The following is a 13,444-nucleotide window of genomic DNA, read 5'->3' on the forward strand; positions in this document are numbered from 1 at the left end:
GTGGTGCGGCGACCGGGTGGTTCGGTGACTGAGTTCTGGGGCACCCTCAGGTACGCGAGAGGACCGATCGCGCGAAGAACATCAGGTTCGCGGGGCGTTCGGCAAGCCTGCGCATGAAGTAGCCGTACCACTGCGATCCGTACGGGACGTACACGCGTACTTTGCGTCCCGCGTCCACGAGTCGACGCTGTTCGGGATCGCGGATTCCGTACAGCATCTGGAACTCGAACTCCTCGGACGATCGTCCTGCAGCCGACGCCATCCTGTCCGCCGCCTCGATCATCTCCGGGTCGTGCGAGGCCACCATGGGGTAGCCGCGGCCGTTCATCAGGATCTGCAGGCATCGGAGGTAGGAGTCGGAGACCTCGCGTGCACCCTGGAACGCCACCGACGACGGTTCGTTGTACGCACCTTTGCACAGTCGGATACGAGATCTCGGCCCGGACAGGTCGTGGCAGTCGGCCTCGGTGCGCCGCAGGTAGGCCTGCAACACCGTGCCCAGGTCGGGGAAGTCGACGCGTAGTTCCCGGACGATCGACAGGGTCGAGTCGGCGGTGGTGTGGTCCTCGGCATCGACCGTCACCCACACCCCGGCCGCGGCGGCGGCCGTACAGATCGTCCGTGCGTTCTCGAGCGCCAGAGTTCGGTCGATTCCCTGGCCGAGTGCGGACAGCTTGAGTGATATCTCGAGCGCGGTTGCGTCGGCCTCTCGCGTCGAAAAGCGTTGTACGAGTGAGAGATAGGCGTCCACGGTTGCCTTCGCCAGGCCTCGGTCGGTGGTGTCCTCACCGAGGTAGTCCACCGAGACGAACCGCCCCGACGCCAGCAGGGCGTCGACGGCGCTGACGGCCGCGGGCTCGGATTCGCCCGCAACGAAGCGGTCGACGAGGGACCGGGTGGCGCGTAGACGTGTCACGGTCGCCTGCAGTTTGGGTGAACGTGCGGCCGCGAGCAGGGCCGGACGCAGCGGATTGCTCAGCAGGGTGGTCATCGCGTGCCCTCGCCTTCCTGATGCGGGTAGCCGTGAGTGGTCGGCGGAACGAACGTTTCCTTCACGGTGCGGGCCGAGGTCCACCGCAGCAGGTTCTGCGGTGAACCCGCCTTGTCATTGGTTCCCGACGCGCGGGCCCCGCCGAACGGTTGCTGTCCCACCACCGCGCCGGTCGGTTTGTCGTTGACGTAGAAGTTGCCTGCGGCGAATCGCAGTGCCGCATGGGCCTGTTCGACGGCGGTGCGATCGGTGGCGATGACCGCTCCGGTCAACGCGTACTTCGATCCGGTGTCGACGGTGCGCAGTGTCTCGGCATAGGCGTCCGGCCTGCTGTCGTCGTAGACGTGCACGGCCAGGATCGGCCCGAAGTACTCGGTGGTGAAGGCCTCGTCGGTGGGGTCGTCCCCGAGAAGCACCGTGGGGGAGACGAAGTACCCCTCCGAGTCGTCGCAGGTACCACCGGCGGCGATGGTCAGGCCGGGAACGGACTTCGCTCGATCGAGAGCAGCTGCGTTGCGGTCGAACGCCTTTCGGTCGATGACGGCACCGCCGTAGTTGGACAGGTCGGTCACGTCGCCGTACTTCAGTGCCGAGACCTGCTCGATGAACCCGTCGCCCATCGAAGCCCACAGCGACTTCGGTACGAAGGCCCTCGACGCTGCCGAGCACTTCTGACCCTGGAAGTCGAAGGCACCGCGAATCATGGCGGTGGTCAGCACATCCGGATCGGCGGAGCTGTGCGCGACGACGAAGTCCTTGCCGCCGGTCTCACCCACGAGCCGTGGATACGAGTGGTAGTTCGAGATGTTGTTGCCCACCTCGCGCCACAGCGTCTGGAATGTCGCGGTGGACCCGGTGAAATGGATACCGGCCAGCCGTGGATCGGCAAGGGCCACTTCGGAAACCATCGGTCCGTCACCGAGAACCAGATTGATCACCCCCGGCGGAAGGCCTGCGGCTTCGAGCAACTGGAGCGTCAGATATGCAGCGACGGCCTGCGTGGGCGAGGGCTTCCACAGCACGGTGTTGCCCATCAGCGCAGGTGCGGTGGGCAGATTGCCTGCGATGGCGGTGAAGTTGAACGGGGTGATGGCGTAGACGAAGCCTTCGAGCGGACGGTATTCGACGCGATTCCACACTCCCGGTGCCGAGACCGGCTGCTCGGCGAGAATCTGTCGGGCGAACGCGACGTTGAACCGCCAGAAGTCGATCAGCTCGCAGGGTGCGTCGATCTCCGCCTGGTAGGCCGACTTGGACTGACCGAGCATCGTTGCCGCAGCGATTCTTTCGCGCCACGGACCGGACAGCAGATCGGCGGCTCGCAGGAACACCGCGGCGCGCTCGTCGAAGGGAAGCTCGCGCCACGCGGGGGCCGCTGCCGTCGCAGCATCGATGGCGTCGCGCACGTCCCCGTGGGTGGCACCGGTGAAGCTACCGATGACCGACGAGTGTCTGTGCGGTTCGACGACGTTCTCGACCGGGCCGTCGGCCTCTCGGTGAATGCCGCCGATGACCTGACGGATCTCGACGGGGGAACTCCGGAGCTCGTCCAATCGGCTGCGCAAGCGGGCCCGTTCCGGGCTTCCGGGGGCGTAGGTGTTGACCGGCTCGTTGATGGGGGTGGGGACGGATGTGACGGCGTCCATGGCTGCTCCTCGTCTTCGGTGTGTGCTGCTCATTGAAGTCCGATCCGCACCTCGTTCAATCAGCCCATCGGCCAAAGAATCGGTGATCTACTTGTCCGTATGGCCAACACTGTGTCGCTGCGTTCGATGCTGACCTCGCTGCACAGCGCCGTCGTCGAACTCGTCCTCGCGCCGGCAGGAACGGATATGGAGGTCGAGTCCGTCGCGCTGCTCGATGCCGACGACCTGCGGCTGCCTCCGGGAGCATCCTCCGATCTGACGCTGCTGGTGGGCGTGACCGAGGCCGATGTGGTGCGGTGGTTCGACGATCTCGCGTTGCGCCCGGTGGCGGATCGACCGCTCGCGGTGCTGACCAAGGTCGACGCCTCGACTGCGCTGTCCCACGGTGCGCGGGAGGCGGGTATCGCACTGGTCGCGGTGCACCAGCAGACACGGTGGGAGCTGTTGCTGTCGATGATGCGGGGAGTTCTCGACCAGGTCCGTGCCCAGAGCTCCGACGACGGACTGTTCGGAGCCGATACCGATCTCTACGAACTCGCGCAGACGGTGGCGTCGCTGACGAAGGGCATGGTGAGCATCGAGGACGAGCGCTCACATGTGTTGGCCTACTCTGCATCCGACGACGCGGCCGACGAACTGCGGACCCTGTCGATCCTCGGACGCGAAGGTCCGGCCGACTACCTGCGCAGACTGCACGAGCGAGGTGTGTTCGATCGACTCCGCCGCACCGACGACGTGATCGACGTACCGGCCGATACCGAACTGGGAATTCGGCGACGCCTCGCGGTCGGGATACGTCGCATGCACGGGAGCGCGACGACTCTCGGGACGATCTGGGTGCAGGAGGGTGCCGCCCCGCTCGCCGCCGACGCCGACGCGGTACTGCGCGGTGCCTCGGCCGTCGCGGCTCGACTGATCACCCGCATCGCGAACGCCCCGACCAACGAGGCCCTGCAGATTCAGCGCCTGCTCGGTGCACGGGGTGGCGGAGTCGACGTCCCGTCGCTCGCGTCGGCACTGTCGATCCCCACCTCGGGATCGGCGGCGGTCGTAGGATTCGCTGCCTGCGGGGAATTCGAGATCAGCACCCTGGCACCGTCTATCCGATTGCACGCCAGCGCTTTTCGCCGTGACTCGTTGGTCACCACCATCGGTGAGAGAATCTACGCACTGTTTCCCGGGGTGGCGTCGGGCACGGGGATCGCGGCGTGGACCGCCGATGCCGTCGGGCGAATCGAGACGCGCACCTCGCTGGCGTTGCGCGCTGCGGTCGCCGCACCGATCGCCGATCTCGACGGGGTGGCCGTGGCCAGATTCGAGGTCGACCGAGTGCTCGACGGCACCACCGGCGAGGTGCGGGTCACGACGCTCAAGGAGTCGAGAACCTCCGTGCTGCTGGGCGAAATCCTGGAACTGATCGCCAATCACGAACAGCTACGAGACCCGCGCATCACCGCCCTCGACCGATACGACGCGACCAACGACTCCAGAATGCGCGAGAGCCTCGTGTCGTACCTGGCGTGTTTCGGTGACGTTCGGGCGGCCGCCGAGCGACTGCACATCCACCCGAACACCCTGCGCTACCGCATTCGCCGCGTCGAGCAGATCCTGGACCTCGATCTCGGCGATTCCGATGCTCGCCTGTTGGTGGAACTGCAGCTGCGCATGTGAGAGCGGCTTCGCCGCACGTGAGCGGAAATTCGTAGCAGGCTACGAAGTTTCATGCACGTGCGGCACCGGTGCTCGACCTGATCACCAGGCTCGGTTCGATGCTCGAACGCATGGTGCTTCGATTTCCGGTGTCGATCTGGTCGAGCAGAATCTCGACGCTCCGGATGCCTACGTCGGTGAACTCCTGGCGGATGGTGGTCAGGGGCGGCGAGAAGAATTCCGCGTCGGGAACGTCGTCGAAGCCGACCACACTGACGTCCTGTGGCACTCGCCTGCCGTGGACAGCCAGTGCGCGAAGCACCCCGAGCGCCATGGAGTCGTTGCCTGCGAACACCGCGGTGACGTCGGCGTTCCCGGCCAGTTCGCTGCCGGCCTCGAACCCCGATCTCGCGGTCCAGTCGCCGCCGAGAGTGGGCGGTGGCTCCACGCCGGCATCCTCGTGGGCCATCCCCCACCCGGTGACGCGATCGGTGGCCTCGTACCAACCCAGCGGCCCGGCAACGTGCCACACGGCGCGGTGCCCGAGCGAGAGCAGGTGCGCGGTTGCGGCCTTGGCTCCGGCGATCTGATCGACCGAGACCACGGCCAGATCGCCGGCGGGCGAACCCTCGACGGCCACCAGCGGCAGCTCCCCGGCCAGATCGGCGATGTCGCCGCCGTCGGTGCGCAGTGGCGCGATGACGACCACGCCGTCGACGCCCTGCTTCTGCAACCGGCGCACGCAGGTGATGATCGCCGACTCGTCGAAGGAGGTGGGGACGGCGACCACCACCGAGTAGCCGGCGTGGCGTGCTGCGTACTCGACGCTGTAGAGGGTCGAGACCGGGCCGTACAGAGCGTTTCCGGTGCCGACGATTCCGATGGTCTTGCTGCGGCCGGTCACCAGAGCACGAGCGGCGGTGTTGGGGCGGTATCCGAGCTCCGAGATCGCCCGATCCACTTTCGTTCGCGTCGCCTCGGTCACGTTGGGATGACCGTTGATGACGCGGGAGACGGTCTGGTGGGACACACCTGCGAGCCGGGCGACATCGGTCATGGCTGGTCCGCGTGTCGGCGTCATCGTCGTGCAGCTCCTCTCGCGTCGTCGAAGACAATCACAGCATGCCGGGTCCCTCGGCGCCCGCGAACATGCACGTCAGGTGGGTGTGTTCACCGCCGTGCCGGTCGTGGTGGGCGCAGGCTTGCCCTGCTCGGCACCGGTGAACATCTCGGCGGGCACGGGCACACCGAGATAGCTGCTCGGGGGCGCGGCTTTGTCGCCCTTGTTGCCCTTGCCGCTCGCTGCTCGACGCTTGGTCCAGATGTCGAACGCAACCGCCGCGAGCAGGACCAGGCCCTTGACCAGCTGAACGCGCTCACTGGGCGAGCCGATGAGCGACATTCCACTGTTGATCACGGCGATGATCAGCCCACCGGTGAGTGCGCCGACGATGCGGCCGACGCCGCCCTGTACTGCCGCGCCGCCGATGAAGGCCGCCGCGATGGCGTCGAGCTCGAAGCCGTTGCCCGCGGTGGGTCCGGCCTGGTTGAGTCGACCGGCGAAGATGATTCCGGCCAGGGCCGAGAGCACGCCCATGTTGACGAAGATCCAGAAGGTGACCGGCTTGACCTTGATTCCGGACAGCGAGGCAGCGTGGATGTTGCCGCCGATCGCGTACACGTGCCGACCGAACACCGTCTTGCCCGCGAGGGTGGAGTAGCCCATCACCAGCACGGCGAGCAGGATCAGTACGTACGGCAGGTTCTTGAACCGCGCCAGCTGCACCGCGATGGCGAGTACGAGAGCGGCAGCGAAGGCCATCTTGATCAGGAACAGCGGCAGTGCGTCCACGGTCTGGCCGTACTTCTGCCGACCCGTGCGAGATCGCCACTGGCTGAACACGATTCCGACGACGGCCACAATGGCGACGAGCAACGTGAAGATGTCGGCCCCACCCAGTGGTCCGAGTCCCACGTTGCCGAGGAAGCCGGGCAGGAAGCCGTTGGACAGTGTGCGTACCGGTCCGGGGAACGGCCCGATGCCCTGGTTGCCGAGAACGATGAGAGTGACTGCGCGGAAGACGAGCATGCCTGCCAGCGTCACGATGAACGCCGGTATGCCGAAGTACGCGACCCAATAGCCCTGCCAGGCACCGATCAGGCCGCCGACGATCAACGTGATGAGCACCGCCAGTGGCCACGGCACGTTCTGTTGAACCATGAGGACACCGGCGATGGCACCGGTGGCCGCGACGACGGAGCCGACGGACAGGTCGATGTGGCCCGCGATGATGATCACGACCATGCCGATGGCCAGGATGAGGATGTACGAGTTCTGCACCACCATGTTGCTGATGTTCTGCGGCACCAGAAGCTGACCGCCCGTCAGCACGGTGAACAGCACGATGATCAGCGCGAAGGCGATGAAGATTCCGCTCTGGCGAAGGTTGCGCGTGAGCAACCCCCGCACGGTCGACAACTGATTCATCGAAGTACTCCTGTTCCACGGGTCATGAGATGCATGAGCGATTCCTGGGTCGCGTCCTCGCGAGTGACCTCACCGGTGATACGGCCTGCCGACAGTGCGTAGATCCGGTCGCACAGCCCGAGCAGTTCTGGGAGCTCGGAGGAGATCACCAGGACCGCCTTCCCGGCGTCGGCGAGATCGTTGATGATCGAATAGATTTCGAACTTCGCGCCGACGTCGATTCCTCGTGTCGGTTCGTCGAGAATGAGCACATCGGGATCGCTGAAGATCCATTTGCTCAACACGACCTTCTGCTGATTGCCGCCGGAGAGTTTGCCGACCACGGCGGCGACGTTCGGTGCCTTGATGTTCATGCTCTTGCGGAAACCTTCGGCGACCTTGAACTCTTGGTTGTCGTCGACGAAGCCTCCCGTCACCAGCTTGTCCAGGGCGGCGGTGGAGATGTTGCGCTTGATGTCGTCGATCAGATTGAGGCCGTACCGCTTTCGGTCCTCGGTGGCGTAGGCGATCCCGTGATGGATGGCATCGTTGACCGACTTGACGTGAATTTCCTTGCCGTACTTGTACATTCGCCCCGAGATGTCGATGCCGTAGCTTCGGCCGAAGACGCTCATGGCCAACTCGGTGCGTCCGGCACCCATCAAGCCGGCAAGACCGACGATCTCCCCGCTGCGCAGACTGAGATTCGCCTTGTCGACAACGGTCCGGCCGTGTTGCGTAGGACTGTGCACGGTCCAGTCCTCGATACGCAGAACTTCCTCTCCCACGGTCGATTCGTGCGGCGGAAACCGGTGCTCGAGATCGCGGCCGACCATGAGCGAGATGATGCGATCCTCGGTGACGTCCGGGTCTCGCATATCCAGGGTCTTGATGGTCCGGCCGTCACGGATGATCGTCGTCCGGTCCGCGATGGCCGCGATCTCGTTGAGCTTGTGCGAGATGATCACGCACGTGATGCCCTCGTCCCGCAGACCGCGTAGCAGGTCGAGGAGGTGAGCGGAATCCGAATCGTTCAGTGCCGCAGTCGGTTCGTCGAGAATCAGCAGCGTCACGTCCTTGGACAACGCCTTGGCGATCTCGACGAGCTGCTGCTTGCCGACACCGAGGTCGCTGACGACGCTGACGGGGTTCTCCCGCAGCCCTACCCGGTTCAGTAGGGCTGCGGCCTCGGAATTGGTGCGGTTCCAGTCGATGAACCCGCGCTTGGACCGCTCGTTGCCGAGAAAGATGTTCTCGGCGATCGAGAGGTACGGACTCAGTGCGAGTTCCTGATGGATGATGACGATGCCCTCGGCCTCGCTGCCCCGGATGTCGGAGAACTCGCACGGCTTACCGTCGAACACGATGTCGCCGTCGAAGGTGTCGTGTGGATACACACCCGACAACACCTTCATGAGCGTCGACTTGCCTGCGCCGTTCTCGCCGCAGATCGCGTGGATTTCGCCGCGATTCACCGAGAGAGTGACGTCCTGTAGAGCCTTGACGCCGGGAAAGGTCTTGGTGATGCCACGCATCTCCAGGATCGGGCTCGTCATCGCCGAACTCACTTCAACTGATCCTCGGTGTAGTAGCCACCCTCGACCAGCAGCTTCTCGTAGTTGTCCTTGTAGACGATCTCGGGCTGCAGCAGGTACGCGGGAACGACCTTGTCGCCGTTGTCGTAATCGGTGGTGTTGTTGGTCTCGGGCGTCTGACCGTCGAGCATGGCCTGAGCCATCGCGATCGTGACCTCGGCCAGCTGACGGGTGTCCTTGTAGATCGTGGAGTACTGCTCACCGGCGATGATGGACTTGACGGACGGCACCTCGGCGTCCTGTCCGGTGACGATCGGGTACGGCTGCCCTGCTGTTCCGTATCCGTTGCTCTTGAGTGCGGAGAGGATGCCGATGGACAAGCCGTCGTACGGCGAGAGCACGCCCTGCACCTTCTGGCCGGAGGAATACGTTTTGGTGAGCAGATCCTCCATGCGCTTCTGGGCGGTGGCCGGATCCCAGCGCAGTGTCGCAGCCGTCTCGAAATCGGACTCGCCGCTGCCGATCTTCAGAGTTCCTTTGTCCAGGTACGGCTTCAGGGTGTCCATGGCACCGTCGAAGAAGAAGGTGGCGTTGTTGTCGTCGGGCGAACCGGCGAAGACCTCGATGTTCAACGGGCCGGCCGGGGCATCGGCCTTGTCGGTGCCGTCCTCGTTCTTCAGGCCGAGACCGACGAGAAGCGACGTGGCCTGGTCGACGCCGACCTTGTAGTTGTCGAACGTCGCGTAGTAGTCGACGTTGGGCGAGTTACGGATGAGGCGGTCGTAGGCGATGACGCCGATGCCGTTGTCCTTGGCTTCCTGCAGCTGGGTGGTGATGGCGGTGCCGTCCACGGAGGCCACGATGAGAAGCTTTGCGCCCTGGGTGATCTGGTTCTCGATCTGGTTCACCTGGGTGGGAATGTCGTTCTCGGCGTACTGCAGATCGACCTTGTAGCCCTGCCCCTCCAGCGCGCTCTTGAGGTTGTCGCCGTCGGCGATCCATCGAGCCGAGGACTTCGTCGGCATCGTGACGCCGATCAGGGCGCCCGCGGTGCTTCCGCCTTCGGCCGGAGCCTGGTCCGCGGTCTTGGTGCTCGATCCACACGCGCCGAGCGTGAGGGTGAGCGCCACCGCGGCTGCGGCGATGGATAGGTGTCGAAACTTCATCGTTTCTCCCTGCGTAGTGGAGTAGACCGTGAAGCGGGGTCCGCCGGGGTGTCCCGTGTGGTTCGCATCACATCAAGACGAAAGTGTGAGCGATAACATCGGCATTGTCAAAGATTTCTTTTTCGCACCCACGTGACCAGTGTGAGCGCTAACATCGGCCGACTCGAAAAGGCCAGGAACGTACCCATCGGACGGGTCAGTGCAGTTCGTGCACCGACTGCTTACCGCTCTTGAGCCACCGACTCGGAAGTCGCCCGACCAGCTCTCCCAGCGGATGGACCGCGGCCGAGAGGATCTCGACGGAATCCTGCAGGATGTCGATCGAGATGCTCATCCGCTCGATGTTGGGGGCCACCGACGTCAACGTCTCCGAGAGCTTGACCAACTGATCGAGCGGGCCACCTTTGGCGGTCAGACGCTCGATGGCTCCGTCCTCGGCGAGGAGCGTTTCGAGGATGCCCTCCTCGGCGATGGCGCGTTCGATGAGGCCGTCCTGACGCGTGAGCACCTCGAGCGGACCGTCCTTGGCCGTCAGTCGTTCCAGTGGTCCGTTGGTGGCGGTGATGCGGTCCAGCAGACCGCCCTCGGCGAGCAGTCGTTCGAGCGGTCCGTCTTCGGCGAGCAGCCGGTCCAGGGGTCCGCCGGGAGCCAGGATTCGCTCGACCGGGCCGCCAGGGGACAGCAGCCGCTCGAGGGTGCCGTCCTCGGAGGTGAGGCGGTCCACGACGCCACCCTGGGCGAGCAGGCGATCGAGTGGCCCGCCTTCCTTGAGTGCGTTGCCCAGGGCGCGGTCGTCGGAGGTGAGCTGGCCGAGCTGGGCCAGCAGTTGCATCGTGCCGCCGCGCGGGTTGGCGAGCGAGGCGACACCTGCGGTGCCCGACGCACCGGTGGCCAAGGCCATTCTGGTGGTCGCCAGAGCGACCTCCGCGACGCCGATCGCCTGCTCGGCGATGGCAATTCCGGCGCGCGCGGGCAGTGTGATCGCTGACACCCAGTTCATCGTTTTACTGTAACTGCTCGTAGCCCGGAAAATCAGTGAAGAACCTTCAGTCCGACGACGCATCCGACGATGCCGACCAGAAGCGCAACCTTGAGCAGCGAGGCGGATTCGGCACCGGTGATCATCGCGTACGCGACGGTGAGGGTGGCACCGATTCCCACCCAGACGGCGTAGGCGGTGCCGGTGGGCAACGATCGCATCGCGATCGCGAGGCCGATCATGCTGAGCACCACCGCGACGCCGAAGACGACGGACGGTCCGAGTTTGGTGAAGCCCTCGGACTTACCGAGTGCGGTTGCCCAGATCGCTTCGAGGACGCCGGAGACGACGAGAATCAGCCAAGCCATGAGAAATCACTCCTTGCACCGTCTTGTCGCTGTTCGGGTACGGTGCGCTCGTCCGATTGTCGGAAGTGACTTGTACGATCGTACCAATTCGTGTGCACGGTGGCCATGGCGTCAGTAGGCGTACGTGTTCGCCGGTGCCTCGATCCGCGCGACCGCCGACACCGTCATCGTGGGTGTGAACGACGTGTCCTCGGTCGCGGTCGCCGCGTCGACCGTCCCCGAGATCTCCAGCCAGGTGCCGTCCGGAATGTCGTCGAGAGCCGCGCTACCTGCGTCGAGATGGATGCGAACGGACCTGGCGTCGGCCGCGCAACAGATGATGAGAATGCGGGCGAGGTCGAGGCCCTCTCTCGTGCCGTCGGCGCGCGGCGAGCCTCCGTTCGCGGTGGCGACGGCGAATCCGGTGACGCGAATCTCCCGTCCGTCCAGGCTGCCTTCGGTGTCCCTGACCGCGCGTTGTACGACATCGAGCAGCGGAACCTCGGGCGCGTACTCGTCCGGCAGGGGTGGAAACGCCGTCCTCTGACGATCGGCCGCCGAGGTGACGGATCGGTCACCCACTGCCGAGACTCCCAGCGCGGGCGGTGCGACGAACAGGATGACCGCGAGCGGGACCAGGAGCAGCCAGTACGGTCGCGAATCATGGTCGTGTCCGTCGTCTCCGGGCCCACCGCGGCGGATGTCGGCGACGATCGACGCGATCGCCAGGGCGGCGATCAACACCCCGGCGGTCAGCAGATACGGATGCAGCGACGGTTTGACGTATCGCACAAAGCTTCCGTCCACCGAGATCTTGACCGTGGCTCCGCCGAGGAGCAGCAGCAGCAGATTCTGTACCTCGCGTCTCATCGCACACCCAGGAACACGTAGCCGCTCACCGAGGCGCACACGATCGCCACGACGAAGGTCAGGGGAGCGAAGCGAGCCACGAAGCCGCGTCCGAAGCTGCCCGCCTGCATCGCCATCAGCTTCACGTCGACAGCTGGTCCCACCACCAGGAAGACCAGCCGCGGCAGCAGCGGCAGCATCGACATGCTCGCCGCGACGAACGCGTCGGCCTCCGAGCACAGCGCCAGGACCACCGCGAGGACGGCCATCACCAGGATCGACAGCAACAACTGGCCGGCGAGATGGGCGAACACCCAGTCGGGGACCACCAGATGGAGCAACGCGGCGGCCGCTGCTCCGAACACGAGAAAGGCTCCGGCCTGCAGCAGGTCCGCACGCGCGGACTCACGGAACGTCTCCCACTTCGAGGTGCCGTGCCGGTGTTCGCGATCGGCGAGGCGAGCGGTGATCCACTCGGCCTTGCCGATCCTTGTCCACAGCCGGCCCATCACCAGAGCGGTGGCGAGCGAGCCGAAGAACCGCGCGAGAACCATCGCCGGCTCGCCGGGAAAGGCCACCGCGGTGGAGACCAGGACGACGGGGTTGATCGCCGGTGCCGAGAGCAGAAACGCCAGGGCTGCAGACGTCGGAACACCCTGATCCATCAGCCGGCGCGAAACGGGAACGGCACCGCACTCGCAACCGGGCAACGCCATTCCCGCCAGTCCGCTCACTCCGACGGCAGCGGTGGCGTTCTTCGGCACCACCTTCTGCAGCACCGCGGGCGAGACGAACGCGGCGATGCCTCCGCTGACGAGCACTCCGAGCACCAGGAACGGCGTCGCCTGCACGAAGATCCCGGTGAACACCGTCGCTCCGGTCCTCAGTGCAGGGGACGAGTCGACCCACCGGGCCACGTCGGCACCGAACGCGATGCCCAACACGAGCAGAGTTGCGAATACGTGCATGGATGACACGGGAGGCCGAACCCTGGTGCGGGTGCCCGGGTTCGCGTCGACCATGGTGCTGCCATCATGCCTCCTCGTCGGGGGCTCACAGCAACCTCACAGCGAGAGTCCAGCGAACGGGCAGCATCTCGCGCGATGATGGACACCGTGAGCGAGACACCCGAGGCCCGAGTCCTGATCGTCGACGACGAACCGACGATCGTCGAACTGCTGTCGGTCAGCCTCAGGTACCAGGGATTCGAGGTGGCGACGGCGTCGTCCGGCCCCGAGGCATTGGACAAGGCCCGCAACTTCAGGCCCGAGGCTCTCATTCTCGACGTGATGATGCCCGGCATGGACGGCTTCGGTCTGCTGCGTCGGCTGCGGGCGGACGGAATCGATGCGCCCGCACTGTTCCTGACCGCACGAGACTCCGTGGAGGACAAGGTGACCGGGCTGACCCTCGGTGCGGACGACTACGTGACCAAGCCGTTCTCGCTCGAGGAGGTGGTGGCCCGACTCCGGGTGATCCTGCGCCGTTCGGGCAAGAGCGAGGACGCGCAGCCCTCCCGAGTTGCGTTCGCGGACATCGAACTCGACGACGACACCCACGAGGTCTGGAAGGCGGGCGAGCCGGTCTCGCTCTCGCCCACCGAATTCACACTGCTGCGGTACTTCATGGTCAACGCGGGAACGGTATTGAGCAAGCCGCGGATTCTCGATCACGTGTGGCACTACGACTTCGGCGGAGAAGTGGGTGTGGTGGAGTCCTACGTGTCCTATCTGCGCCGCAAGGTCGATACGGGCGACACCCGATTGATCCACACGTTGCGGGGCGTCGGCTACGTCATGCGCCAGCCACGGTGA

General features: G+C 65.3%; 12 protein-coding genes and 1 riboswitch. Of the genes, 2 read left to right on the forward strand and 10 right to left on the reverse strand.

The features are described from left to right. Positions 1-46: 46 nt before the first annotated feature. Together CH249_RS20630 and pruA are read right to left on the reverse strand one after the other, a co-directional pair. Complete coding sequence (locus CH249_RS20630; RefSeq protein ID WP_094681878.1) at positions 47-991, reverse strand: proline dehydrogenase family protein; 945 nt, start codon at positions 989-991, stop codon at positions 47-49. Beyond that, positions 988-2,637 carry an L-glutamate gamma-semialdehyde dehydrogenase gene (gene pruA, locus CH249_RS20635; RefSeq protein ID WP_094681877.1) on the reverse strand — a complete coding sequence of 550 codons (1,650 nt, stop codon included), beginning with the start codon at positions 2,635-2,637 and terminating at the stop codon, positions 988-990. The genes CH249_RS20630 and pruA overlap by 4 nt, the downstream gene beginning before the upstream one ends. A 99-nt stretch (positions 2,638-2,736) precedes the next feature. On the opposite strand from pruA, the gene CH249_RS20640 reads away from it, so the two are divergent. Further along, the gene (locus CH249_RS20640; RefSeq protein WP_094681876.1) at positions 2,737-4,308 is read left to right on the forward strand and encodes a CdaR family transcriptional regulator; all 1,572 of its coding nucleotides are present in this window, start codon (positions 2,737-2,739) and stop codon (positions 4,306-4,308) included. A 49-nt stretch (positions 4,309-4,357) separates the two neighbouring features. On the opposite strand, the gene CH249_RS20645 is transcribed toward CH249_RS20640, so the two are convergent. The 8 genes from CH249_RS20645 to CH249_RS20680 all read right to left on the reverse strand — a co-directional run bounded on the left by CH249_RS20645 (position 4,358) and on the right by CH249_RS20680 (position 12,598). Next, positions 4,358-5,368: a LacI family DNA-binding transcriptional regulator gene (locus tag CH249_RS20645; protein WP_094681875.1), complete on the reverse strand. Its 1,011-nt coding sequence runs from the start codon at positions 5,366-5,368 to the stop codon at positions 4,358-4,360. 75 nt (positions 5,369-5,443) lie between these two features. Continuing rightward, positions 5,444-6,775: a multiple monosaccharide ABC transporter permease gene (gene mmsB, locus CH249_RS20650; protein ID WP_094656527.1), complete on the reverse strand. Its 1,332-nt coding sequence runs from the start codon at positions 6,773-6,775 to the stop codon at positions 5,444-5,446. Beyond that, positions 6,772-8,310 (reverse strand): multiple monosaccharide ABC transporter ATP-binding protein, encoded by a 1,539-nt coding sequence (mmsA, locus tag CH249_RS20655; protein WP_094681891.1) that lies wholly within the window; start codon positions 8,308-8,310, stop codon positions 6,772-6,774. The genes mmsB and mmsA overlap by 4 nt, the downstream gene beginning before the upstream one ends. Before the next feature lie 8 nt (positions 8,311-8,318). Then, positions 8,319-9,455: a multiple monosaccharide ABC transporter substrate-binding protein gene (chvE, locus tag CH249_RS20660; RefSeq protein WP_032395966.1), complete on the reverse strand. Its 1,137-nt coding sequence runs from the start codon at positions 9,453-9,455 to the stop codon at positions 8,319-8,321. Positions 9,456-9,651: 196 nt separating this feature from the next. Next, on the reverse strand, positions 9,652-10,455 hold the full coding sequence (locus CH249_RS20665; RefSeq protein ID WP_037194493.1) for a hypothetical protein: 804 nt from the start codon (positions 10,453-10,455) through the stop codon (positions 9,652-9,654). Positions 10,456-10,487: 32 nt separating this feature from the next. Continuing rightward, positions 10,488-10,802: a multidrug efflux SMR transporter gene (locus CH249_RS20670; RefSeq protein ID WP_094645757.1), complete on the reverse strand. Its 315-nt coding sequence runs from the start codon at positions 10,800-10,802 to the stop codon at positions 10,488-10,490. A gap of 12 nt (positions 10,803-10,814) precedes the next feature. Next, a riboswitch (guanidine-III (ykkC-III) riboswitch) is annotated at positions 10,815-10,877 on the reverse strand. Positions 10,878-10,913: 36 nt separating this feature from the next. Then, positions 10,914-11,651 carry a TIGR03943 family protein gene (locus tag CH249_RS20675; protein ID WP_094681874.1) on the reverse strand — a complete coding sequence of 246 codons (738 nt, stop codon included), beginning with the start codon at positions 11,649-11,651 and terminating at the stop codon, positions 10,914-10,916. Further along, entirely contained in the window at positions 11,648-12,598 is a 951-nt protein-coding gene (locus CH249_RS20680; RefSeq protein ID WP_256988393.1) for a permease, read from the reverse strand. The genes CH249_RS20675 and CH249_RS20680 overlap by 4 nt, the downstream gene beginning before the upstream one ends. 135 nt (positions 12,599-12,733) lie before the next feature. On the opposite strand from CH249_RS20680, the gene CH249_RS20685 reads away from it, so the two are divergent. Next, positions 12,734-13,444 carry a response regulator transcription factor gene (locus CH249_RS20685; RefSeq protein ID WP_045200320.1) on the forward strand — a complete coding sequence of 237 codons (711 nt, stop codon included), beginning with the start codon at positions 12,734-12,736 and terminating at the stop codon, positions 13,442-13,444.

It is taken from the genome of Rhodococcus sp. 05-2255-3B1, from assembly GCF_002258545.1.
Classification (GTDB): domain Bacteria; phylum Actinomycetota; class Actinomycetes; order Mycobacteriales; family Mycobacteriaceae; genus Rhodococcoides.